Annotated in this window: 21 protein-coding genes; 6 read left to right on the plus strand and 15 right to left on the minus strand. The window is 64.9% G+C overall.

The window, feature by feature from the left end; translation table 11 throughout:
- Window positions 1-294: 294 nt before the first annotated feature.
- The 6 genes from GM910_RS17300 to nhaC all read right to left on the minus strand — a co-directional run bounded on the left by GM910_RS17300 (window position 295) and on the right by nhaC (window position 7,623).
- Window positions 295-1,428 carry an ABC transporter ATP-binding protein gene (locus GM910_RS17300; RefSeq protein ID WP_159589460.1) on the minus strand — a complete coding sequence of 378 codons (1,134 nt, stop codon included), beginning with the start codon at window positions 1,426-1,428 and terminating at the stop codon, window positions 295-297.
- A 194-nt stretch (window positions 1,429-1,622) separates the two neighbouring features.
- Entirely contained in the window at window positions 1,623-2,846 is a 1,224-nt protein-coding gene (locus tag GM910_RS17305; protein WP_159589462.1) for an ABC transporter substrate-binding protein, read from the minus strand.
- 131 nt (window positions 2,847-2,977) lie between these two features.
- Window positions 2,978-3,835, minus strand: coding sequence for a carbohydrate ABC transporter permease (locus GM910_RS17310; protein ID WP_159589464.1), 858 nt, complete (start codon window positions 3,833-3,835; stop codon window positions 2,978-2,980).
- Complete coding sequence (locus tag GM910_RS17315; RefSeq protein ID WP_159589466.1) at window positions 3,832-4,716, minus strand: carbohydrate ABC transporter permease; 885 nt, start codon at window positions 4,714-4,716, stop codon at window positions 3,832-3,834. The genes GM910_RS17310 and GM910_RS17315 overlap by 4 nt, the downstream gene beginning before the upstream one ends.
- Window positions 4,717-4,726: 10 nt before the next feature.
- Window positions 4,727-5,890, minus strand: a complete 1,164-nt coding sequence (locus tag GM910_RS17320) for a Gfo/Idh/MocA family protein (protein ID WP_159589468.1) — start codon at window positions 5,888-5,890, stop codon at window positions 4,727-4,729.
- A 224-nt stretch (window positions 5,891-6,114) separates the two neighbouring features.
- Window positions 6,115-7,623, minus strand: coding sequence for a Na+/H+ antiporter NhaC (gene nhaC, locus GM910_RS17325; RefSeq protein WP_159589470.1), 1,509 nt, complete (start codon window positions 7,621-7,623; stop codon window positions 6,115-6,117).
- A gap of 158 nt (window positions 7,624-7,781) precedes the next feature.
- On the opposite strand from nhaC, the gene GM910_RS17330 reads away from it, so the two are divergent.
- The gene (locus GM910_RS17330; protein ID WP_159589472.1) at window positions 7,782-8,258 is read left to right on the plus strand and encodes an Lrp/AsnC ligand binding domain-containing protein; all 477 of its coding nucleotides are present in this window, start codon (window positions 7,782-7,784) and stop codon (window positions 8,256-8,258) included.
- Window positions 8,259-8,337: 79 nt separating this feature from the next.
- Here the strand turns inward: GM910_RS17330 and GM910_RS17335 are convergent, their stop codons facing one another.
- On the minus strand, window positions 8,338-9,141 hold the full coding sequence (locus GM910_RS17335) for a hypothetical protein (protein WP_159589474.1): 804 nt from the start codon (window positions 9,139-9,141) through the stop codon (window positions 8,338-8,340).
- A 115-nt stretch (window positions 9,142-9,256) separates the two neighbouring features.
- On the opposite strand from GM910_RS17335, the gene GM910_RS17340 reads away from it, so the two are divergent.
- Window positions 9,257-10,291 carry a sugar-binding transcriptional regulator gene (locus GM910_RS17340; RefSeq protein WP_425482700.1) on the plus strand — a complete coding sequence of 345 codons (1,035 nt, stop codon included), beginning with the start codon at window positions 9,257-9,259 and terminating at the stop codon, window positions 10,289-10,291.
- 297 nt (window positions 10,292-10,588) lie between these two features.
- Here GM910_RS17340 and GM910_RS17345 read toward each other — a convergent pair whose 3' ends face one another.
- The 3 genes from GM910_RS17345 to GM910_RS17355 are packed head-to-tail and all read right to left on the minus strand — an operon-like array spanning window position 10,589 to window position 13,694.
- Window positions 10,589-11,572, minus strand: a complete 984-nt coding sequence (locus GM910_RS17345) for an Hsp33 family molecular chaperone (protein ID WP_159589478.1) — start codon at window positions 11,570-11,572, stop codon at window positions 10,589-10,591.
- Entirely contained in the window at window positions 11,569-12,483 is a 915-nt protein-coding gene (gene argF / locus GM910_RS17350) for an ornithine carbamoyltransferase (protein WP_159589480.1), read from the minus strand. The genes GM910_RS17345 and argF overlap by 4 nt, the downstream gene beginning before the upstream one ends.
- 14 nt (window positions 12,484-12,497) lie before the next feature.
- Window positions 12,498-13,694 carry an aspartate aminotransferase family protein gene (locus GM910_RS17355; RefSeq protein WP_159589482.1) on the minus strand — a complete coding sequence of 399 codons (1,197 nt, stop codon included), beginning with the start codon at window positions 13,692-13,694 and terminating at the stop codon, window positions 12,498-12,500.
- A 383-nt stretch (window positions 13,695-14,077) separates the two neighbouring features.
- Here GM910_RS17355 and GM910_RS17360 point away from each other — a divergent pair, with 383 nt between their 5' ends.
- Window positions 14,078-14,593, plus strand: coding sequence for a GcrA family cell cycle regulator (locus GM910_RS17360; protein WP_159589484.1), 516 nt, complete (start codon window positions 14,078-14,080; stop codon window positions 14,591-14,593).
- Between the two features lie 166 nt (window positions 14,594-14,759).
- Here GM910_RS17360 and phoU read toward each other — a convergent pair whose 3' ends face one another.
- Window positions 14,760-15,482, minus strand: a complete 723-nt coding sequence (gene phoU, locus GM910_RS17365; protein ID WP_159589486.1) for a phosphate signaling complex protein PhoU — start codon at window positions 15,480-15,482, stop codon at window positions 14,760-14,762.
- Between the two features lie 102 nt (window positions 15,483-15,584).
- Window positions 15,585-16,853, minus strand: coding sequence for an ATP-binding protein (locus GM910_RS17370; protein ID WP_159589488.1), 1,269 nt, complete (start codon window positions 16,851-16,853; stop codon window positions 15,585-15,587).
- Between the two features lie 187 nt (window positions 16,854-17,040).
- Here GM910_RS17370 and ppk2 point away from each other — a divergent pair, with 187 nt between their 5' ends.
- Entirely contained in the window at window positions 17,041-17,940 is a 900-nt protein-coding gene (gene ppk2, locus GM910_RS17375; protein ID WP_159589490.1) for a polyphosphate kinase 2, read from the plus strand.
- Here the strand turns inward: ppk2 and GM910_RS17380 are convergent.
- Entirely contained in the window at window positions 17,862-19,847 is a 1,986-nt protein-coding gene (locus tag GM910_RS17380; RefSeq protein WP_159589492.1) for a glycosyltransferase, read from the minus strand. The genes ppk2 and GM910_RS17380 overlap by 79 nt on opposite strands.
- A gap of 400 nt (window positions 19,848-20,247) precedes the next feature.
- On the opposite strand from GM910_RS17380, the gene GM910_RS17385 reads away from it, so the two are divergent.
- Entirely contained in the window at window positions 20,248-21,081 is an 834-nt protein-coding gene (locus tag GM910_RS17385) for an ABC transporter substrate-binding protein (RefSeq protein WP_159589553.1), read from the plus strand.
- Here GM910_RS17385 and GM910_RS17390 read toward each other — a convergent pair.
- A complete protein-coding gene (locus tag GM910_RS17390) occupies window positions 21,075-21,899 on the minus strand; it encodes a sterol desaturase family protein (protein WP_159589494.1) in 825 nt (274 codons plus the stop codon). The two genes, GM910_RS17385 and GM910_RS17390, sit on opposite strands and share 7 nt — an antisense overlap.
- A gap of 58 nt (window positions 21,900-21,957) precedes the next feature.
- Entirely contained in the window at window positions 21,958-22,374 is a 417-nt protein-coding gene (locus GM910_RS17395; protein ID WP_159589496.1) for a tellurite resistance TerB family protein, read from the minus strand.
- Between the two features lie 142 nt (window positions 22,375-22,516).
- Here GM910_RS17395 and GM910_RS17400 point away from each other — a divergent pair, with 142 nt between their 5' ends.
- Entirely contained in the window at window positions 22,517-24,178 is a 1,662-nt protein-coding gene (locus GM910_RS17400) for a lysine--tRNA ligase (RefSeq protein ID WP_159589498.1), read from the plus strand.
- Window positions 24,179-24,307 lie beyond the last annotated feature (129 nt).

Raw genomic sequence — 24,307 nt, forward strand, 5'->3', positions numbered from 1 at the left:
TCGCCAGTAAAATGCGCCGCGCAAACTGGAATAGAGACTTCTTCCATGAGCTCTTTACTCATATGCGATAGCCCTGCCCTCGTGGGGGGGGAGATTGTGCTGGCCGCTTGCTTTGGCGCCATTCCTGCAATGCTGATGATTGGCGAAAGTTGTCATGACGGCCGATCTCCCCCTCGTGCGGGGGAGATGTCCGGCCCTTCGACAAAGCTCAGGACAGAGGGGCGCGGGGCTTGTCCGACAGCGCACCGCCGACGCCGTTTCCTGGGTTTGGCGCTGTCATCGGCGCCAGGCCGCTCACCCCGTCGCCACCAGCAGTTCCGGGTCGACCTCCGTCATTTCCACCCGGCGCTCGAATGCAACGCCGTCCTCGTCGAACAGGTGGCAGTCCTTGGCGAAGACGCTGGTCTGCATGGTCTCGTCGGGGCGCACCGGGGCGGAGCCGGGGATGAGGGCGCAGTAGTTTTCGGTGTCGCTGTCCGGAAGCACGGCATAGACGACCGTGTTTGCACCGAGGCGCTCGATGACGGTGGGGGTGACGGGGATGTCGAGGTCGCCCTGGCCGAGGTGGATGTGCTCCGGGCGGATGCCCAGGGTCAGCTGGCTGCCTTCAATGCCCTGGCGCGGGGCGACGGGCACGGTGATGGTGCGGCCGTCATACTCGACCTTCATGCCGTCCGGCCCCGCTCCCTTGCAGGTGACGGGCAGGAAGTTCATCTTCGGGTTGCCTATGAAACCGGCGACGAACAGGTTCTCCGGCTTGTGGTAGAGTTCCAAAGGCGCCCCGTTCTGCGCGATCTCGCCGCTGTTGAGCACCACGATGCGGTCGGCCATGGTCATGGCCTCGACCTGGTCGTGGGTGACGTAGATCATCGTTGCCTTCAACCGCTTGTGCAGCTTGGTGAGCTCGATGCGCATCTCGGCGCGGAGCGCCGCATCGAGGTTCGACAGCGGCTCGTCGAAAAGGAAGATCTTGGGCTCGCGCACGATGGCGCGGCCGATGGCGACGCGCTGGCGCTGGCCGCCGGAAAGCTGGCCCGGCTTCTGCTCCAGCCGCTGATCGAGCTGCAGGATGCGGGCGGCGGCGTGCACTTTCTCTCTAAGTTCTTCCTCCTTCGTCCTTTCCACCCGCAGGGGGAAGGCGATGTTCTCGAACACCGTCATGTGCGGGTAGAGCGCGTAGGACTGGAAGACCATGGCAATGCCGCGCTTGACCGGCGGCAGCTCGTTGACCTTGACGCCGTCGATGACGATGTCGCCTTTGGTGACCTCTTCCAGGCCCGCCAGCATGCGCAGGAGCGTGGACTTGCCGCAACCGGACGGCCCGACGAAGACGACGAACTCGCCCTCTTCGACCTCCAGATCGATGCCCTTGATGATCTCGGCAGCGCCGAAGCGCTTGTGGATGTTGGAAAAATTCAGCTGACCCAAGGCGCCTCACTTATCACCGGCGGGAAGGCCACGGGCCCGTGGGCGCGGCAGCGGCCGGTGTTGTCTCGATTGCGCGACTTTCGCTTTCATACTCGCCCATCCCGCGCCGAAGTCCAAGGGGCGGGATGCCCGAGGGGTGGGGGAAGCCGCGAACGGCTTCCCCTTCCTCGGGACTGGTCTCAGGAGAGATCGGCCTATTTGTAGGCGTCGATTTCCTCGGCGGCGTCCTTCAGGGCCACCTCGGGCTCCTTGTCGCCTGTCACGACGGACTGGACCATGTCGATCATGGCGTTCTGGAAGGCCTTGTAGTCGGTGAAGAGCGGCTCGGGACCGCCGTTGGAGATGCCGTCGAGGAAGGGACCCCAGGTCGGATCTTCCGCGACCATCTCCTCGACGCCGTCGACCGGGCGCAGGGGCGTCAGGCCGTGGGTCTTCTCGTAGAAGAACTGGTGCTCCGGATTGGTGAGCCACTTGGCAAGGTCGATGGCCTGCTCCTCGTAGCCGGTGCCGTTGAAGACGGCGAGGCTGTCGGTGATGAGAAGCGTGCCGGGGCCTTCGGCCTTAGGGCCGAGCGGCAGCGGCGCGACATCCCAGTTGAGGCCTTCGTCGAGACGCACGCGCACCCACGGACCCTGCTGGATCATGGCCACCTTCGAATCATTGAAGAGCGCGGTGAGGTCGTCCTGCTCGTAGGCGGTCGGGCCTTCCTGGGCGACATCCACCATCTTGCCGTACCAGGTGAGCGCCTCCAGGTTCTGCGGGCTGTCGAGGACGATCTCGTCGTTCTCGTCGATCACCTTGCCGTTGTTGGTGTAAACCCAATGCAGGTACTGGTGCATGGTGTTGTCGAAGGTCTTGGCCGACAGGCCGTAGCCGGCGGCGTCCGTCTTCTCGGTGATCGTCGCGGCCATGTCGTAGAGCTCAGCCCAAGTCTTCGGCGGGGTCTCGGGGTCGAGGCCGGCTTCCTCGAACAGGTCCTTGTTCCAGTAGAGCGACTTGGTGGAGAATGCCACCGGGACGCCCCACTGGGTGTCGCCGAAGGTGACGGTGGAGACGATGTTGGGATAGTAGGAGTCCTTCTCCTCCTGGCTCATCGGCACCGGAACGATCAGGTCGTTCTCGGCGAACTGCTTGAGCGTGCGCGAGCCGACATAGGCGAGGCCCACCGGCGTGCCGGCGGCGGCGAGCGTCGTGATCTTGTCCTGGCACTGCGACCAGCCGATGATCTCCACATCGACCTTGTATCCGGGATTTTTCTCCTCCCACTCCTTGATGAAGCCGTCATAGCCCTCGGCGAGCGCGTCGCCGCACTGGATCATGGTGACGGCGGTCTCGTCCTGTGCCATCGCCGTGGGGGCCATCGTCGTCGTCCCCAGAAGGGCGAGCGTGGCCGTGCCGAGCAGTGTTGTCCTGGTCATGTGTGTTCCCTTTCTTGTTTTACCCAAGTGCTGGCTTGTTTTACCCAAGTGCTGGAGGCTTTCGGCGGTTTTTCAACTCCTCTCCCGCCTTCGGCCCGTCTGCCGCGCGGGCCTTTCCCGCGCGCCGATTCTCATGTTTTCAAGGCGCCGGCGGTCATTCCCGCCACCAGGTAGCGCTGCAGATAGATGAAGACGACGAACACCGGCAGGACGCCGAGGAAGCTCGCCGCCATCAATTCGTTCCAGATGACATCCTGGCGGCCGAAGAAGGCGTAGAGGCCGACCGGCAGCGGCATGTACTCCGTCTTCGAATTGAAGGTGAGCGCGTAGATGAACTGCTGCGCGTAGATGGTCAGGAAGGCGTAGATCGCCACCACCGAGATGCCGGGCATGGCGAGCGGCAGGATGACGCGGCGGAAGGTGTAGAAGCGGCTGGCGCCGTCGGCGAGGGCCGCCTCCTCCAACTCCTGCGGGATGCGCAGCATGTAGGTGCGCAGGAGCCAGATGCCGGTGGGGATGACGAAGGCAACGCCGGGCACGATCATCGCGAAATACGTGTTCAGGAGGCCGAAGCTGCGCATCAGCCGGTAGAGCGGGATGAGCAGCACGGCGCCGGAGAACATGTTGACGGCCAGGAAGGCGCCGAGCAGCGGGCCGCGGCCGCGGAAATCGAAGCGGGCGAAGGCGTAGGCCGCCGGCGTGATGAGGATGACGCCGATGACGGTGCCGATGGTGGAGATGAGGATGGAATTGAAGATGTAGCGGCCGAGGAGCGGCACGCGCTCCCACATGGTGAAATAGGCATCGAAGGAGGCGTTCTGCGGCCAGAACTTGTACGGCGAGGAGAACAGGTAGGTGAGCGGCTTCAGCGAGACGAGGAAGCCCTCGACGAAGGGGGCGAGCACGAAGGCGAGGAAGAGCGCTATGCCGGCATAGATGCCGACCATCTCGTACCAGCGGTAGCGGTCGATCATGGCGTTCGATTTCATCGCATGGTCGCTCCCGAAAAGCGGCTGATGAGGCGGAAATAGGCGAAGCAGAAGACCGACAGGAAGATGCAGATCAGCACCGCGCGGGCGGCCCCCTCGCCGAATTTGTAGGAGCCGATGGCCGTGCGGTAGGTGTCGATGATCATCGTCGTCGTCTTGCCGGACGGCCCGCCCTGGGTGAGGATCCAGATGATGTCGAAGGAATTGAAGGTCGAGATCAGCGAGATGATCGACATGGTGATGAGCGCCGGCACGATGAGCGGCAGGGTGATGCGGCGGAAGCGGTAGAAGCGCCCTGCCCCGTCGGCCCAGGCGGCCTCGTAAAGGTCCCTCGGGATCGACTGGATGGCGGCCAGGAGGTAGATCGTCACCATGGGCACGCCGATCCACACGTCGGTGACGATGGTGGCCCAGAAGGCGGAGGTGCCGAAGGCGAGGAAAGGCATTGGGCCGTCGATCACGCCGAAGCGCTGCAGGAGGCCGGAGATCATGCCGAACTGGCCGTTGTACATCCAGCCCCACATGAAGATGCCGATGGCCATAGGCACGATCCAGGGCGGCATGGTGAGCACGCGGAACATGGTGCGGCCGGGCACGGCGGCGTTGAGCATGACGGCACCGAAGGTGCCGATGACCATCTTCAGGCCGACCGAGAAGAACGTCCACACGAGGGTGCGGAGGATGACCTCGGAGAAGCCGCGCTTGAAGATGTTGCGGTAGTTGTCGAAGCCGATCCAGTCGTAGGTCTGCCGGAGGGAGGCGTTGGTGAAGGAGAGATTGATCGTGTCGGCAAGCGGATAGGCGACGATCACGAGCACGTAGAGAAGGGCCGGGATGAGCAGGATCCAGGCGAAGACCACGGCGCTTTGTCTGATCGTCATTATCGCCCCCTCACGCAGCCCGCGGCGGCCTGAGGGCCTCGTCGAAACGATCCCAGAGGGGACGAAGGTCGACGACGGCCTTGGTGCGCCGCGCCTCGTCCATGGCGAGCGCCAGGATGCCCGCCTCCATCGCATCGAGGGCGGAGACCGGCAAGGGGGCGCCCGTCTTCACATGGGCGATGATGTCGGCCGCCATCTGCTCGTCGGCGCCGTAGTGCTGGGAGAGGGCGGTTCGCGCGGCGTATTTCTCGGCGACCAGCTTTTCGCCGGTGCGGGCGTCGTGGATGTCGAGGAAGCCGCGGATGAAGTCGCCCTCGGCCATGCCCTTCGAGCCGATGATGCAGAAGCGGCGGAACTGGTCCGGGACGTTGAGATTGGTGTGGAAGGCCATGGAGGCGCCGCCCTCGTATTCGACGATCGCCGTCTGGAAATCGATGATCGTGGCGTCGCTGTCGAACACCTTGTCGCTGCCGAGCCAGCCGCTCGGCTTGCGGTGATAGAGGCTGAGGTCGTTGATGCCTTCGTTGGCAGGGGAGTTCTTCGGCACGAAGCTCTTGCGGCCGCCGAAGCTCGCCACGCGCTGCGGCCGGGCACCGACGACGGCGTTGTAGAGGTCGAGGTCGTGGCAGCACTTTTCCAGCATGAAGCTGCCGGCATATTGCTCGTAGCGGCGCCAGTCGCGCATGAAGAAGGCGCCATGCTCGGGCTCGATGTGCTCGGACGCCTCGATGGAGACGATCTCGCCGAGGGTGCCTTCGTCGCGGGCGGCGATGACGCGCCGGAAATGGGGCGAGTAGCGCAGGACGAGCCCGACCATCAGCCGCTCGTGCCCGTAGCGGGCGAGGAGAGCGGCAAGCTCGTAGGTCTCTTCGATGGTGGCGACGATCGGCTTTTCGCAGAACAGCTTCAGGCCGGTGGTAAGGCCGAAACGGATGTGCTCCAGATGCATGTGGTTGGGCGAGCCGATCATCAGGAGATCGAGCTTTTCGGCCGCCACGAGGTCCTCGGGCGTGGCGTAGGCTTTGCCGGCGGAGATGCCGTGTTCCTTCAAGGTGGGGAGGCCGGCGGGGGCGGGATCGACGTAGCCCGCTATCTCGAAATCGTCGTCGAGTGCGCTGAAGACATGCCCCAGATAGCCGAGACGAAACCCTAACCCGACAATTCCAACTCTCATATTTGGCAGGCCCCTGGAAGCGGAGGACGGCGTAATTTATTTTCTTACGTTGTGATATATTTTCCTGCCCGTCAACGTTTCCCCGTATCTTTTTGGATGGATGTGAAATTCATTTTCAATGAGGCGGCGGGTGGCGCGGCGCGGCGGCAATGCCATGCCGCATGAATAAAGGCCCCATCCCGTCGGGGATAGGGCCTTTCTGCAACGACGGTTGGCCGGGCTTGTCAGCCGGTGACGGCGGGGCGGGGTGCTTCCTCGCCGACCCAGGCCGCGTCGAGGTCGGCAATCGCTTCGCCGCTCTCCTTCCAGCGCTCGATCTCCTCTTCGGTGGCGCGCGGGGAGAAGATGCCGGTGAAGGCGTAGACGATGCCGAGCACCGGAGACAGCCAGCAGGCGAAGGCCAGCGGGATATAGAGCAGGTTCTCCATGTTTCCGCTCGCCACACCGAGCGCCAGGGCGCTGATGACGAAGGCGCCGCCGGCGTTCCATGGGATGAGCGGCGAGATGAGCGTTCCGCCCTCTTCCACCGCGCGCGACAGGTTGAGCGTGGAATAGCCCATGGCGCGGTAGACGGGGGCGTACATGCGGCCCGGCAGGGCGATGGAGAGGTACGGATCGCCGGCCACGAGGTTGGTCGCCACGGAGGTGCCGATCGCCGCCGTCTGGATGCCGGCGAAGCTGCGTATCTTCGTCATGATCGCCCGGATGATGGTCTCAAGGCACCCGGTACGCTCCAGCGCGCCGCCGAAGCCGAGCGCGATGAGGACGAGCGAGATGGTCCACATCATCGATTGGATGCCGCCGCGGTTGAGAAGATTGTCGATCTCGGCGATGCCGGTGTCGATGGAATAGCCGCTGTTGGAATAGGTGAAGATGGCGTGCAGGCCCTCGCCCTGGGCGACAATTGCCGCGATGCCGCCGGCGACGACACCGGCGAAGAGCGAGGGGATGGGCGGCATCCTCTTGACGGCAAGGACGATCACCAGCAGCGCCGGCAGGAGCAGCCATGGCGAGATATAGAAATTGTCCTGCAGCGCGGCGGTGATGCTCTCGATCCTGGCGAACGAGACGTCGCCGGTCTCGATGACGGCGAAGCCGGCGAAGAGGTAGATCGCAAAGGCGATCAGCATCGCCGGAACGGTGGTCGGCATCATGTTCCTGATGTGGGAGAACAGGTCGGTGCCGGTGACGGCGGGCGCCAGGTTGGTGGTGTCGGAGAGGGGCGAGATCTTGTCGCCGAAGAAGGCGCCGGAGACCACCGCGCCGGCCGTCCAGTACATGGGGATGCCGAAGCCGGCGCCGATGCCCATCAGGGCGAGGCCGACCGTGCCGACGGTGCCCCAGGACGTGCCGAGCGAGACGGAGACAATCGCGCACAGGATCATCGCCGCCGCCAGGAATATCTGCGGCGAAAGGATCGTCAGGCCGTAGTAGATCAGCGTCGGCACGGTGCCGCTGGCGATCCACACCCCGATGATCATGCCGACGGTGATCAGCACCGAAACGGACGGCAGCGACACGTGGATGACGTGGAACACGCCCTTCTCGATGTCGCTCCAGTTGAAGCCGAGCTTGAGGCCGACAAGGCCGGTGATAGCAAGGCCGATGGCCAGCGGCACGTGCGGGGTGAAATCGCCGAAATAGAAAAGCTGCAAACCCAGCACAACGAGCGTCAAAAGCACGGGCGTGAGCGCCAGCGGCAGGCTGGGCAGAGCCCTTTCCGTCGAGGACATCGGATGTCTCCCATTTTGTTGACAATGCAAAAGATCAACGTCTTATGGCGTTTTGTCTTTCTCCTGGAGAATAACAGGAATAAAGTAGGTTAAGGCTCCAAATTCGGCCTTAAAATAGGCAATATGCCTATAGTTTCGCGTTATAGTAGGAAAATGTTATGGCAGCAGGTGGCTTGGATTCGACGGATCTCCGCATCCTGGAGGAGATCCAGAAAGACGGGAGAATATCGGTGGTCGAGCTCTCCAGGCGGGTTCACCTGACAAAGACGCCGTGCGCGGAGCGGCTGAGGCGGCTGGAGAACTCCGGCGTCATATCCGGCTACTTCGCAAAGCTGAATCCTGCCGTGGTGAACGCCGCCCACATCGTCATGGTGCAGGTGCAGCTCAAAGGCACCACGGCGGACGAGCTGGAGGCCTTCAACGCAGCGGTCGCGCGCGTGCCGGAGATCCAGTCGTGCCACATGGTGGCCGGCGGGTACGACTACCTCCTGAAGGTGAGGACGCGCGACATCGACGCCTACCGCAAGGTGCTCGGCGCCGCCATATCCGAGCTGCCGGGCGTGCTGCAGACCCATACATATGTGGTGATGGAGACGGTGAAGGACGACGTGACTCTGCCTGTTCCGAAGCCCTGAGGCGCGGTGATACGTGCCGCGGGGCCTTTCCCGAGGGCTACCGCATGTGGAGGCTATTTCCAGGCCGAGGCCGCGCGCTCTACGGCAGATGTGGCGCGAGCTTCGCGTAAATCTCCGTCAACCGCTCTTCCGCCTCGCTTGCGCCCATCGCGTTTTCCAGTTCCTCCTGCCGCGCCAGCGCTGCCGTTACGGTGCCGTCGATCAATTCTGCCTGCGCGCTCGCCTCGGCGTTCGTCCACGCCACGGCAACCGCCAGGCCGACGACCGCATAGCCAAAATCGACGATCTCGGCCTTCCGGCGGCCCGGGCCGCCGGTGAGCGCGAGTATGACCGGCTCGCGCCGAGCCAGCTCCAGGGCCAGGCGGGCGGCAAGCCGGCAGGCTGCCTGCTCGTCGCCGTTGCGCGCCGCCGCCACAAGCGTGGCGCTGCCCCGCTCCAGCGCGTGATGCGCGTCTCCAAGGCGCGACTCGTGGATAAGCGGATCGGAAAGGCCGAGCGCGGCAAGGATGCCCTTGGCAAGCCCGTAGATATCCCGCTTGAACAGCGCCGCGCCCTGCATGCCGCCGGGCGCGAAATGAAGCCGCGGGTCGAATAGGCCGCTTTCCTTCCGGTGCGGCCGCAAGGGCGGCGGGGCGAAGGAGACGGCGATCGTCTCTGCCTGGGTAAGGGCGGTGTCGGAGAGCCGCGCGACCCCGCGCAGCAACTCCCGTGGGGCGGCCGTCAAGGGCTGGCGGCTGAGGGCGACATCCCTCGAAACGCCGCCGGCGGCAAGCCTGCGCACCACATGGCGGGCGTCGCGCACGCGGTCCCTGACCACGCTTGCCAACTCCTCGCCCAGCCCGCCGAGGGGCGTGCTCCCTTTTTCGTCGGGGTTCTCAACCATGGCTCTTGTTGCTATCCATCGAAGGGCATACCGAAAACAGATTTCGCAAAACAATTTAGCGGGGATCGGCGCCGTTGCGAAGAAGGAACTGGCCGCCGGCCACACGTCAGGGGAGATTTCGTTGGCAGGACGGCAGAGCAGGGGCGGCGGCAAGGCAAGAAACTCGGCGGCCGCCGAGATGACCGGCGAGCGACCTGCCGCGCCGTCGCGGTCCGACCGAACGCGCCTGCGCGCCGCCTGGATGTACTACATCGAACAGATGACCCAGAGCGACATTGCCGATGTGCTGGGCGTCGGCCGCGTCACGGTCGTGCGCATGCTGGCAGAGGCGCGGTTGCGCAACGAGGTGAAGATCGCCATCGAGGGCGAACTGGTCGAGATCGTCGCGCTGGAGCGCCGCCTGGAAAAACGCTTCGGCCTGGAGCGCGCCATCGTGGCGCCGGCATCCGGCCCCGAGGCCGACGTCACTCCCGCCATCGGAGCGGCCACGGGGCGGTATCTTTCCGAGGCCGTCGAGTCCGGCCTGAGGGTCGGCGTCGGCTGGGGCCGCACACTTCTGAACTGCCTTCCCTTCCTCACCGGACGCCAGCTCGACGACCTGCAGGTCATCTCGCTTCTGGGCGGCATCATCCATGCGCGCCGGTTCAACCCGGCCGAATTCGCCTGGCAATTCGCCCAGGCCTTTCGCGGCAACGCTTATCTCATCCCGGCGCCGGCGCTGGTCGACAGCGCCGAGACGCGGCAGGCACTGATCGAGCGCTGCGGCCTGAAGGATATCTTCGAGATGGCCAGCGCACTGGATATGGTGGTCTTGAGCGTCGGCGGCCTGGCCGCCGCCACGACGACCACGCATCAGGTGGGCTTTCTGACGGAGGAGCAACTGGATTCGCTGAAGGCGGCCGGTGCGGTGGGCGACATCCTCTTCCATTTCATCGACCGTCAGGGCCGGATCGTCGACCATCCGCTCAACGAGCTCGTCATGTCCGTCGGCCTCGACAAGCTCCGCCACGGCAAGCGGCGGATCCTCACCTCGGGCGGCGCCGACAAGACCGAGGCGCTGTTCGGCGCCCTGGCGGTGATCGAGCCGCATGTCCTGATCACCGACGAGTTCTCCGCCCGCCGGCTGCTTGAGGGGGGAGAATCGGGTTAGAGCGTTCTGCAGTTAGCTTGGCGTAAACTTTCCCGGATAGCCCGGCGCCCCTTCGCGCCCCCCTCTGTCCTGCCGGACATCTCCCCCACGAGGGGGGAGATCGCGCCGGCCGCTTGCTTCGGCACCTGCAACCTTGGCGATTGGCGAAAGCAATGGCGACGGCCGATCTCCCCCCTTTTGTGGGGGAGATGTCCGGCAGGACAGAGGGGGGCGCGAAAGAGCGCCGGCTTCTCTGTTCTTTGATTCCACCTAAATGGAGCCTGCTGTAACAGGAACCGAAATCTGGAGTTACCGGCCTTACTCGAAATCCTCCGGATCGAAGACGTACTCCTTCGAGCAGAACTCGCAGTTGACGCGGATGATGCCGTCTTCCGTGCTCTCCTCGATCTCTTCGGCCGTGAAACCATCGAGGATGGCTTTGATCTTGTCGCGCGAGCACGAGCATTCGTCTTTCACGTCCACGCCCTCGTAGACGCGAACGCCCTGTTCGTGGAACAGGCGGTAAAGCAGGCGCTCCGTGCCGACGGAGGGGTCGAGCAGTTCGTCCGGCTCCACCGTCTCCAAAAGCGCCAGCGCTTCCTGCCAGGCGTTGTCTTCCGGGTGACCGTTGCCGTTGCCGTCCTCATCGCCGTCGCCGCCCGGCAGGTCGGCCATGCGGCTGCGCTCGGGCGCCGCCGGCAGGAACTGCAGGATGAGGCCGCCGGCGCGCCAGCGCTCCGCGCCGCTGTCGCCCGGCACCACAATGCGGGCGACGCCGAGCCGCACCTCGGTGGGGATCTGCTCCGACTGGCGGAAATAGGTGCGCGCGACGTCCTCCAGCGTGGAGCCGTTGAGCTCGACGACGCCCTGATAGCGCTGGGTATGCTCGCCCTGGTCGATGGTGAGCGCCAGCACGCCGACGCCAAGCAGCGCTTCGGGCGAAGCCTCCCCCTCGGCGACGGCCTCGTCCAGGCGCTCCTGATCGAAGCGTGCATAGGCGCGCACGGAGCCTGGGGTGGCAAAATCGGCCACCAGCATGTCGACCGGGCCGTCCGTGCGCGTCTGGACGATGAACTTGCCGTCGAACTTGAGCGAGCTGCCGAGGAGCACGGTGAGCACGATCACCTCGGCGAGCAGGCGCGCCACCGGTTCGGGATAGTCGTGCCGCGCAAGGATCTGGTCGAGCATCGGGCCGACCTGGACGGCGCGGCCGCGCACGTCCAGCGCCTCCACGTCGAAAGGGACGACATGGTCGTCGCCGGCGAAGCCGAACTCTCCCAGTCTGATGTTCTGCTCGCTCACGGATTGAGGCACCAGGCAAGAACCGCTTTCTGAGCATGAAGACGGTTTTCCGCCTCGTCGAAGACCACCGAGTGCGGCCCGTCGATGACGGCGTCCGTCACCTCCTCGCCGCGGTGCGCCGGCAGGCAGTGCATGAACAGGGCGTCGTCCTTGGCGTGACGCATGAGCTCTTCGTTCACCTGATAGGGCTGGAACACATTGTGGCCGCGGGCGCGATGCTCCTGGCCCATGGAGACCCAGGTGTCGGTGACCACGCAATCGGCGTCCCGCACCGCCTCCTCGGGCGAATGGGAGATCGCGACGCGGCCGCCGTTGGCCTTGGCCCACTCGATATAGTGCGGTTCCGGCTCGCTGCCCGCGGGCACGGCGACGTTCAGCCGGAAGCCGAAGCGGGCGGAGGCCTCGAGCATGGAGTGCAGCACGTTGTTGCCGTCGCCGGTCCAGGCGAAGAGCCGGTCCTTCACGCTGCCGCGATGCTCCTCGAAGGTCATGATATCGGCCATGATCTGGCAGGGATGCGTGTCGTCGGTGAGCCCGTTGATGACGGGTACCGTGGCATTCTCCGCCAGCTCCATAAGCCGGCCATGGCTGGTGGTGCGGATCATGATGGCGTCGACATAGCGCGACAGCACCTTGGCCGTGTCGGCGATGGTCTCGCTGCGGCCGAGCTGCATTTCCGCGCCCGTCAGCATGATGGTTTCGCCGCCGAGCTGGCGCATGCCGACATCGAAGGAAACGCGCGTGCGCGTCGACGGCTTGTCGAAGATCATGGCCAGCACCTTGCCGGCGAAGGGCATTTCGCGCTCGCCCGCCTTAAGCTTCTCCTTGCGTGTGCGCGCGTCGTCGAGCATGAGGCGCAGATCGCCGGCGGAGACGGCGGAAATGTCGATGAAGTGGCGTGGGCTCGTCATGGGCCTTCCTTCCCTCAGCCGTCAGCCGGCTCGGCGGCGGCCGTCACCGCCTGCATGGCGGCGTGGATGCGCGCCAGCGCATCCTGGATTTCCTCGTCGCTGACGTTGAGCGGGGGAAGCAGGCGCAGCACGTTTTCGCCGGCCGGCGCGCACAGAAGCTTCTCCTCCCGCATCGCCTTCTGGACGACGGCATTGGGAACCTTGCAGCGTATGCCCAGCATCAGGCCCTCGCCGCGGATTTCCTCGACGATCTCGGGGAACTCGTCGGCGATGGCGGCAAGCCCCTGCTTCAGGAGCAGGCCCCTGCGCGCCACGTCCTCCAGGAACCCTTCCTCCAGCACGATGTCGAGCACCGCATTGCCGACCGCCATGGCGAGCGGGTTGCCGCCGAAGGTGGTGCCGTGCACGCCGGGCGTCATGCCCTTGGCCGCCTCCTCGGTGGCGAGGCAGGCACCCAGGGGAAAGCCGCCGCCGATGCCCTTGGCGACGGCCGCGATGTCCGGGTTCACGCCCGACCACTCGTGCGCCAGGAACTTGCCGGTACGGCCGACACCGCTCTGCACCTCGTCGAGGACGAGAAGCAGCCCGTGCCTGTCGCACAGTTCGCGCAGCTTGCGCATGGCCGGCAGGGAAAGCCGGCGAATGCCGCCCTCGCCCTGCACCGGCTCGACGAGGATTGCGGCGGTGTCCGGCCCGATCGCCTTCTCCACCGCCTCCGTATCGCCGAACGGCACCTGGTCGAAGCCCTCGACCGCCGGGCCGAAGCCCTCCAGGTACTTCTTCTGCCCGCCGGCGGCGATGGTGGCGAGCGTCCGCCCGTGGAAGGCGCCTTCGAAGGTGATGATGCGGACGCGGTTTTCCTCGCCGTTGACGAAGTGGTAGCGCCTGGCGGTCTTGATGGCGCATTCCAGCGCCTCCGCACCGGAATTGGTGAAGAACACCTTGTCGGCGAAGCTTGCCTCCGCCAGCCGCTCGCCGAGCCGGCTCTGGCCGGGAATCTCGTAGAGATTGGAGATGTGCCAGAGGCGGCCCGCCTGGCCGACGAGCGCCGCCACCAGATGCGGGTGCGCGTGCCCCAGCGAATTGACGGCGATGCCGGCGGCGAAGTCGAGATAGCGCGTGCCGTCGGCGGTCATCAGCCACGAGCCTTCGCCGCGCTCGAAGGCGAGGGGAAGTCGAGCAAACGTATCGTAAAGCGCCGAACCGCTCATGAATACTTTCTCCGGAGGGCCTGTGGGGGCGGCATGGGAAACGCCGCCGGCAGGCCGATGAAACCAAAATGCCGCCCGGGGGGCGGCACGCGGGCTTTTATCAGGGTTTTCCGGCGCGAAGTCAACGCGCGGCGGCAATTCCCGAGATCAGCCTCGGCATCGCTGCAGGGCGAGGATTCGCTCAAGTTGGGGAAAACCGAGAAAACAGATTCGCGGCGCCTGTCGGACTCTTGTCACCGAGTCAACCGATAATGTAGCTTGCCCCTGTAACGACTACATTTCGTGCGGCGATCATCATACCCGAGTAGATGTGGTGTCCATCCGGCTTTGTGCCGGGCGGAAGCCCACCCGGATTCCGCACGCTTGCACAGGAGCGTGTCCTGATGAACTGGACAGACGAGCGCGTCGAGATGCTGAAGAAGCTTTGGGCCGAGGGCCTGAGCGCGAGCCAGATCGCCGCGCAGCTGGGCGGCGTCAGCCGCAACGCTGTCATCGGCAAGGTGCACCGGCTGAAGCTTTCCAGCCGCGGTCGCGCCACCGCTTCCCCGGCGCGGCAGAAGAAGAGCGCGGCTACCGGCGGTGGTGGCGGTGCGCGGCGGCAGCGCAGCGGCTCCCGCCCGGTCACTGCTTCCGTGGGAGCCACCGCGCTCAAGGTGCAGTTCGAGGAGGACGCGGTCGCCTACCAGCACCTGCGCCCGGTCGAGAATGTCGTGGTTCCGATCTCCCGCAATCTCAAGCTGGTGCAGCTTACCGAGCACACATGCAAGTGGCCGAACGGTGACCCGCTTTCCGAGGATTTCAGCTTCTGCGGCAATGATGCGGGGGAAAGCAGCCCCTACTGCACCTACCACTCCAGGCTCGCCTACCAGCCGGCCTCGGAGCGCCGCCGCAACCGATAGAGCAATTCCAGGAAAAGTGGAAACCGGTTTTCCGTCCGGAATTGCGATCAAGCAAAGGGCGGGACGACCGCGGGGGTGGGGACATCCTGAGGCGGCGCAAGCCGCCTCTTTTTTGTCCGCTGTCAGATAGGCGCCTCCGCGTGTCGCGGACAAGCGCCGGCGTCCGTCAACTTTCCTGCTGCGTCGGCGCCACCACCTTGTGGCTCTTGTCTTCCTTCGGCCGCTCGGGCGACAGCACGGTGCCGGTGACGATGTGATAGACGGTCTCGGCGATGTTGGTGGCGTGGTCGCCGATGCGCTCGATGTTCTTGGCGCAGAAGACGAGGTGGGTGCAGGCGGTGATGTTGCGGGGGTCTTCCATCATGTACGTCAAAAGCTCGCGGAAAAGCGAGGTGTACATGGCGTCGATCTCTTCATCGCGGTCGCGCACGAAGCTGATCTTATCGGCGGAGTGGGAGGCGTAGGCGTCGAGCACCTCCTTGAGCTGGGTAAGCGCCAGGTCGGATAAGGCCGACAGGCCACGGAAGAGCCGCGTCGGCTGGCGCGCTTCCGTTACCGCGACGACGCGCTTGGCGATGTTCTTGCCCAGGTCGCCGATGCGCTCCAGATCGCCGGAAATGCGGATGGCACCGACGATCTCGCGCAGATCCGCCGCCATCGGTTGGCGCTTGGCGATGATGACGACGGCCTTCTCGCCGATCTCGCGTTCCTTCTCGTCGAGGAAGGCGTCGTCCTCGATCACTTTCTTGGCAAGCGCGGCATCGCCGCTCACCAGCGCCGCGACCGCCTGCTCCACCATGCGTTCGGCATAGCCGCCCATCCCGCCGATCTGGTTGGTCAGGAGGCGCAGTTCCTCGTCGAACGAACGCATGATGTGCTGGCTTTGCATGGGTTACCGTTCCGCTGGCGCAAATCACCTATGGTCCTTCGTAGGCTACCCAGATGACGAGAAAAAGAAATAGGCCTGTGCACGAGGATTGCCAATGCCGCTCTATCGGGCCGGCGGGAAATGAACCGTGAAGGACGAGCCTTCGCCCACGCGTGACTTGATCGACAGGCGCGCGCCGTGGCGGGTGAGGATGTGCTTGACGATCGACAGGCCGAGGCCGGTGCCCTTCTGGGCACGGCTCGTCTCCACGTCGACGCGGTAGAAGCGCTCGGTGATGCGCGGAATGTGCTCCTCTGCGATCCCCGGGCCGAAATCGGTCACGGTGACGGTCTTCTCCGCGCCGGGCCCGGCATCTTCGGCCGAGACGACCACGCGGCCGCCAGCGCTTCCGTATTTGCAGGCGTTCTCCACCAGGTTCTCGAACACCTGCACCAATTCGTCGCGGTCGCCCGCCACCTCCAGCGGCGTCTCCGGCAGCTCGAAGGCGATGGTAACGCCGGATTCGCGCGCAAGGTGGGCCAGCGAATCCCCAACACCCTTCAAGAGCAGGCGCATGTCGACCTTTTCGCTCGGCGTCACGTAGGGCCTTATTTCCAGGCGGGATAGGGACAGGAGGTCGTCGATCAGCCGCGCCATGCGGGCGGTCTGGTTCTGCATGATCTGCAGGAAATTCTCACGCGCCTTCGGGTCGTCGCGGGCTGGCCCGCGCAATGTCTCGATGAAGCCGGCGACGGAGGCGAGCGGCGTGCGCAGCTCATGGCTGGCATTGGCGATGAAGTCGGCGCGCATACGGTCGATGCGGCGCGCCTCGCTCTGATCCTTGAACAGCAGCACGAAAAGCCCGGTTCCCTCGCCAATGGGCATGGCCGAGACGCGGTAGACGCGCTCGATCGGCACGCGCTCGGCATAGTCCGTCGCCGAAGGCTCATCGCCGCCCGCAAGCACGCGGGCGATGAAATCGTGCATCTCCGGTGCGCGGAACTTGAGCTGCAGCGAAACGCCGGGCGCGATGGGGCCGAAGGCCGCCGCCGCCGCGGCGTTGGCGTAGACGACCTCGCCGCCACGGTTGAAGATATAGAGCGGGTCCTGGACCGCCGCGGCGAGATGGATGGCCGGCAGCGTGTCTATATCGGGGGCGAGGCCTTCGCTTCGCTGCATGGCAACATGTTCGCCGCGCCTGCCGGGGAACAGCATCGCCACGGCAAACACGAAGGCGACGGCGCCCGCGGCAGCCAGGCCGTTGCCGCCTAAATAGAGATCGAGGGCCAGAAACGCAGCCGAAGCTGCAGCCAGCACCGGCCAATTGCGGCCAAGGCGCCTTATCACTGCCTTTAGCCATCCGGGTGACGAGCCGTTATCGTCATCTTCCATGCGTGCATCCCTGTCCACAGGCCCCGGTGCATCGGCCCGAAAATCGGAACCGATTTTCGGAAAGCACGATGCGTGGATTAACCTACCGCATCCTTCGTGTGCCCTAAGAACGCACGAAGGATGCGGTAGACCTTGCCGGGCACCGCCAATAGCATCAACCTACTATCGCTGCGAGGGATCGACTTTTATGAACAAGGCTCTGGATAACGACACTTCCGAAATCCGCAAGTCGCTGATGCTGTCCGTCGATGGGGTCGAGCGCCTGTTCGACATCGACGACCCCAAGCTTCCGGGGTGGATCGAGGACCATGCGCTCACGGGAGGCGGCTACCCCCACGACGAGAAGCTGAAGAAGAAGACCTACGAGAAGCAACTCGAGGCGCTGCAGATCGAACTGGTGAAGGTGCAGAACTGGCTGCGGGAAAGCGGTGAGCGGGTGGTGGCGGTGTTCGAGGGCCGCGACGCGGCCGGCAAGGGCGGCAGCATCAAGCGCGTGCGCGAATATCTGAGCCCGCGCACCGCGCGCAACGTGGCGCTGGTGAAACCGACGGAGACCGAGCGCGGGCAGTGGTATTTCCAGCGCTATGCGGCGCAGCTTCCGACCGCCGGCGAGTTCGTGACCTTCGACCGCTCCTGGTACAACCGGGGCGTCATAGAGCCCGTGATGGGCTTCTGCACGCCGCAAGAGCACGAAAAGTTCTTGGACGAGGCGCCGAAGTTCGAGCGCATGATCGTCAATGACGGCATCCACCTTTTCAAGTTCTGGCTGAACATCGGCCGCGAGACCCAGCTCAAGCGGTTCCACGCCCGCCGGCACAGCCGGCTGAAATACTGGAAGTTCTCTTCGGTCGATCTGGCCGCCATGGAGAGATGGGACGACTTCACGCGCATGCGCGATCTCATGATCGAGCGCACCCATACCGATTATGCACCGTGGACGGTCGTTCTGGCGAACGACAAGCGCCGGGCACGCCTGGGGGTGATCCGCCACATGCTGGCCGCACTGTCCTACCCTGGCCGCAATGTCGAGGCGATCGGTGAGGAGGACAAGAAAGTGGTCGGTGCAGGTCCCGCCTTCCTGCGCTGACCGCTGGCGCCCGCCGGTCGCCTCGGCCGGTGCGGCGTCTTCTCCCAATGGTGCGGGCGGCGGTAGAGTTGCCAGAGCGCGCGCCAGGCGGCGAGCGATAGAAGCGTCCAATAGGCGGGCGTCCGCAGCACGTGTTTCCAAAGATCGTGGCGCTCGGAAGCAGGAAGCGTCCACCAGCCGAGCGCCAGAAAGGCGCCGTAGCCGAACACCACGTTGAAAAGGTCGAGCAGGAGGATCGCGCCATAGTGACTGGGTATCTCGCCATGGACGGCGAAGTACGCCGACAGCCCCAGGATCGTCAGAAGGAAGACGGAGTTGCCCAGCGCCGAGAGCAGCATGCCCGGAAACAGGACTTGCGTCACCGCGAAGGAATGCGGCCCCAGATCCCGCGCCATCTCCCGGACGTCGCGCATATGCACCAGCCATGTCTGCGCCCAGCCTTTGAGCCAGCGTGTTCGCTGCGGTAGCCAGACGCGGAAGCCGGTGGGCGCATCCTCGTAGGTGGGGAAGGTGATGGTGTCCGTCTCATAGCCGAGCCGCCGCAGGCGCAGGCCGAGATCTGCGTCTTCGGTGACGTTGCACGGGTCCCATCCGCCGACGCGCTCCAGGATCGCGCGGCGGAAATGGTTCGAGGTGCCGCCCAGCGGCAGCACCAGGCCATGGCGCGCGAGCCACGGCAGCATGCCGTGAAACAGCGCCGAATATTCGAAGGCGAACATCGCCGAGATCCAGCTTTCGCGGCGGTTCGAGATGACAAGCGGCGCCTGCAGGCACGCCAGCTCCTCGCCGCTCTCGCGGAAGCGCTGCCAGGCTTCGACGAGTTGAAAAGGGTGCGGCCGGTCCTCCGCATCGTAGAGGACGAGAAGCTCGCCCGTGGTCATCGGCAGGGCGTAGGACAGTGCTTTCGGCTTCGTGCGCGGGCCCTCAGGCGGCACTTCGACCACCTCGATATAGGAGCGCAGCTCCTGCGCGCGGAGGGCCTCCAGCGTCTCGCGGTCGTCACTCTCGCAGACGAGCTTGATCTCCAGCTTGCTGCGTGGCCAGACGAGGCGCCCCAGCGCCAGCAGAAGATCCGGAACGATCTCCGCTTCCTTGTAGAGTGCCACGAGAACCGTATAGACCGGCATCTCCTCCGTCCTGACGGCCTTGAGGACGGTTTGGGGCGGCGCGTAACGCATGCTGCTGGCGACCGCCAACCGCAGGGCGACACAGGACAGGAAGGAAAGCGACAGCACGACATGCAGCACCAGCAGCAACTGCCTAGGCCATAGAAGCAAGCTCGCCGCCAAGGCCACCGCAAGCGCGCCGAGCGCGGCACCCTGCCACGCATTGACGACGAAACGCGCGGAAAAATTCGGTAGCGTCTCGAAGAGACCGTGCACGGCAATCCGCGTCAGGCTCTCCTTCGCCCGGCCCATGACGGCCTGCCTCAGGGCGGAGGGAGGCACGATGCGCATCGCCTGCGCGATGCGCGGATAGCGCGCCAGATAATGCAGCATGGCCGCGATATCGAGACCGTCCGGAGCGACCAACAGGATTGGCCGGCCGGCGGCGTCCATGACGGCGGCGGTGCGCACGCCGCCGACGCGGCGCAGGGCGCTCAGACAATGACGCTGTCGCATGAGCAGGCTTTCGGGCCGGACACGGGCAACGAAGCCGAGCCCGAGATGCCGCGCCAGAGCGCGAAACAGCTTGGCCTCGCTCACCAGTCCGGAAGCCATGAGCTCCGCCTGAAACGGAACGCCAGCCAGGCTGGCGCGACCCTCGACGCTGCGAAGTTCGTTATAGGGAAGGCCCAGCTTCTCGAGGATCGGCCACCACTCGGCCAGCCCCGAAGGCCCCTTGGCACCGCCTTGCAGTGCCGGCGCTCCCTGGCCGGCCGTCTCAACGCTATTCGGTACAAACATGCATCACCAACGACATGCGCGCAAAAGCGCGGGAACTCGAACCGAGCCTCAGCAGGCAGAGCGTCGCTGGCTTCGATTTCGCTGGAAAAGGAACCGCAAACTGAGATGCAGCGTGGACGTGCTGGATTTAGCGGACAGCACTTCCCTTCCGGCAGTGATGCGGCAGCACCATCGCCGGCCCCTTGAAGGTACCGTTTGCATTTTCGCCCCCGATTTCAGAGTAGAGCCAAATAAGCTCCAACTGATGTCCCAATTTTACACTGTTTCATTTCGACGCAGCCGTCAATACCGCGCATATGAGGGCATATGCAGGCGATGGTTGCAGCGGCGGGCGCGTTCCTCTGGTCGGCCGTTTGGGCTATAGCTTGCGCAAATCGGATGGAGGATCGATATCTTGCGCATGCTTGCCGTCGCGTTTCTGGCCGTCGTCATGGTGCTGGGCAGCGCGCTGCCCGGCGGCACGGAGACGCGGATTCCTCAGATATGGGATGCCAAGCAACGCCTGCCGAAGCCGGAGGTCTTGCCCCTTCAGCGCATGCGCTTCCTGACGACGACGGATTTCTTCCCCTTCAACTTTCTCGATTCCGACGGCCGCCTTGCCGGCTTCCACGTCGATCTGGCGCGCGCCGTCTGCGAAGCGCTTGCGTTGGAGGATCGCTGCCAGATCCAGGCCCTGCCCTTCGACGAACTGGAAGAGGCGCTGCACGACGGCCAGGGCGAGGCGCTGATCGCCGGCCTGGCGATCACGCGGGAGGCGCGCGAGAAATTCCTCTTCTCGCGCTCCTACCTGCAGTTCCCCGCCCGCTTCGTCACAGACAAGGATGCCGTCCTTGCGGAGCCCGTTCATGAAAAGATCGCCGGCAAACGCGTCGGCGTCCTGGCCGGCACGGCGCACGAACAGATGCTGCGCGATCTGTTCGCCGAGGCGCGGGTGGTCACCTATTCGCGCCGGGAATGGCTCCTCGGCGACCTGAAGGAGGGCAAGCTCGACGCGGCTTTCGGCGACGGCATGCGGCTCGGCTTCTGGCTTGCCGGCACGGAAGCGGAAAGCTGCTGCGTCTTTACGGGCGGGCCCTACCTGGCGCCGGAATATCTCGGCCACGGGCTGGCGATCGCGGTGCGCCGCGATCAACCGGCGCTGGCCACGGCACTCGACTACGCATTGCAGGAGATCGAAGAGCGCGGCACATTCGCCGAACTCTACCTGCGCTACTTCCCCGTGGGTTTCTATTGATCACGCCGGTTGGAAAGGAAGGGCAGCACGAGCGCCCATAGCAACTTTGCCGTGCCGGCGCCGCGATACTCTCTGAGCCCGATCTCCATGTCCCGGTGGCCGAGCCGCGGCTGGTCCACATAAGTGCGGAACAGCCGGTCCCAGAACGGAAAGTTGAAGCCGTAGTTCGAGTCCGTCTCTCGGCGGATGCTCGAATGGTGCACGCGGTGCATGTCCGGCGTGACGAGAATAAGCCGCAAGAGGCGGTCGACGGGCCGCGGAATGTCGATGTTGGAGTGGTTGAACATCGACGTGCCGTTGAGCACGATCTCGAAGACGAGCACCGCCAGCACCGGCGCGCCCAGCGCCGCCACCACCGCCGCCTTCCACAACATGGAGATCAGGATCTCGAATGGATGGAAGCGCAGCCCCGTGGTCACGTCGAAGCCGTTGTCGGCATGGTGCATGCGGTGAATGCGCCATAGAAGCGGGATCTTGTGGCTTGCCACATGCTCCAGCCAGACGGCGAAATCGAGAAGCGCGAAGGAAAGCACGCCGGCAAGCATCGCGTTCAGGCCGAGATAGCGGAAAAGCCCCCACCCCTTGGCCTCGGCCCACAGCGCCGTGCCCACGGCGGCGGCCGGGAAAACGACGCGCATGACCGCAGAGGAAATGAGAAGCAGCGACAGGTTGGTCACCCAACGCCGCGTCTTCCATGCGCCGACCATCTCATTACGCTCCAGCCGCGGCGACCACAGCTCGTAGGCTGCCATGGCCACGAAGATGGCGGCAAAGGCGAAGAGCCGGATAGCGGCCTCGGAAAGCACCGGATTTTCCATGCGCTCATATTCCGCACCTGCGGCCCGATGGCCAGTCACATGCGCTTGAGCAGGCCTGTCAGACGAGGGGCCGGTGGCGGGCGCGCGCGGCGCGTTCGATCGCCGCGGCCACCAGCGGTTCGATGTGAAGGCGGCCGCGCACGATCTGTAGCATGCGCTTTTCCTCCGGCTCCACGTGCACGTCGGCCGCGGCCACTTCCACGGCCAGTGCGTAGGCCGTGTCGTGCAGCCTGGTCGGCACGACGTCGCGCACGGCGGTGAGAATCCGCTCCAGCCCGTTGTCCTCCTGCAGGATCTGCTGGCACTGGCGGGCGACCTCGATGATGCGGTTCTCGTCGAAGCCCTTGAAGACGGGCAACCGATGGATGACGCTGCCGATGCTGCCAAGCTCGGCATCGGTCATGTCGCGATCGGCCGCCGACATGACGACCATCAGATAGATCAGCGCTTCATGGGCTGACGGCTGCAGGCTCATTCGGCGTCCCTTTCCTTCTCCAAGGTTCCGAGCCTATGCAGCGTCGCCCGCCATCGCAACGAAAAATCGGTGTCGCGATTGACGCACCGCGAGGCCAGCCTTAGACCAGCGGCGGATATAGCCCTACCACTGGACAACAAAGATGACGACCATCACGCGAAACGCGCTCGAACTCACGCCTGAGGTGCGCGAGGCCGCGGCCGAGAGCAAGGCCTGGCCCTTCGAGGAGGCGCGGCGGATCGTCAAACGCTACGAGGGACGCGACTTCCCCGAAACCGTGCTGTTCGAGACCGGCTACGGGCCGTCAGGCCTGCCGCATATCGGCACCTTCGGCGAGGTGGCGCGCACCTCCATGGTGCGCCACGCCTTTCGCGTCCTCACCGAGGACCGGGTGAAGACCAAGATCCTGTGCTTCTCAGACGACATGGACGGCCTGCGCAAGGTGCCGGACAACGTGCCCAACCGGGAAATGCTGCGTGCTCACCTCGGCAAGCCGCTGACGCGCGTGCCCGACCCGTTCTCCAACGAGTATCCCTCCTTCGGCGCCGCCAACAATGCGCGGCTGAGGGCCTTTCTCGACCAGTTCGGCTTCGACTACGAATTCGCCTCCTCCACCGACTACTACACCTCCGGCCGTTTCGACGCGACGCTTCTCAAGCTCCTGGAACGCTACGACGAGGTGATGGCCATCATGCTGCCATCGCTGCGTGAGGAGCGGGCGCAGACCTATTCGCCTTTCCTGCCCATCCACCCTGGGACCGGCGTGGTGATGCAGGTGCCCATCGAGGAACGCAAGCTCGATGCCGGCACCATCGTCTGGCGCGATCCCGAGACGGGCGAGCGCTTCGAGACCCCGGTGACCGGCGGTGAAGCCAAGCTGCAATGGAAGCCGGACTGGGCGATGCGCTGGGCCGCGCTTGGCGTCGACTACGAGATGTCGGGCAAGGACCTGATCGACAGCGTCAAGCTGGCCGCGCGCATCTGCAGCGCGCTCGACGCGCCCCCGCCCGAGGGTTTCAACTACGAGCTTTTCCTGGACGAGAAGGGCCAGAAGATCTCGAAGTCCAAGGGCAACGGCCTGACCATCGACGAGTGGCTCGCCTACGCGCCGACGGAGAGCCTGTCGCTCTACATGTTCCAGAAGCCGAAGACGGCGAAGAAGCTCTATTTCGACGTCATCCCGAAGGCGGTGGAAGAATACTATTCGTTCCTCTCCGCCTACCGGTCGCAGGACTGGCGGAACCGGCTCGGCAATCCCGTCTGGCACATTCACGACGGCAACCCGCCGGATATCGACCTGCCGGTGCCCTTCGCGCTGCTGCTCAATCTCGTCAGCGCTTCGAACGCGCACGAGAAGGAGGTGCTCTGGGGCTTCATCTCGCGCTATGCGCCGGGTGTGACCGCCGACACGCACCCCGCGCTCGACCGGCTGACGGACTATGCCATCCGCTACTTCGACGACTTCGTGAAGCCGGCAAAGAAGTTTCGCGCGCCGGACGAGGTGGAGCGGCAAGCTCTCGCCGAGCTTGGCGAGAAGCTTTCCATCCTGCCGGCGGACGCCAGCGGCGAGGACATTCAGAACGCGGCGCTCGACGTGGCGCGCGGCATCGAGCGCTACCAGGACCACACGCGGAAGAGCCCCACCGGCGGCCCCGGCGTCTCCGTCGCCTTCTTCCAGATGCTCTACCAGGTGCTTCTCGGCCAGGAGCGCGGCCCCCGCTTCGGCTCCTTCGCCGCACTCTACGGCATCGCGGAAACCCGCGCGCTGATCGACAAGGCGCTGACTGGCGAGCTGGCCGGCTGATAGGGACAGCGGACCAGCGTTTGCTGCCAAGCGTCGAAACGAGGTGGAATGCTGGCTTCACCGGCCCCCCACCCCTAACCCCTCCCCTCAAGGGGGAGGGGGACGTCAGCGTCGCGCGATTGGCTCTAA

Source organism: Chelativorans xinjiangensis (genome assembly GCF_009812055.1).
GTDB lineage: Bacteria > Pseudomonadota > Alphaproteobacteria > Rhizobiales > Rhizobiaceae > Chelativorans > Chelativorans xinjiangense.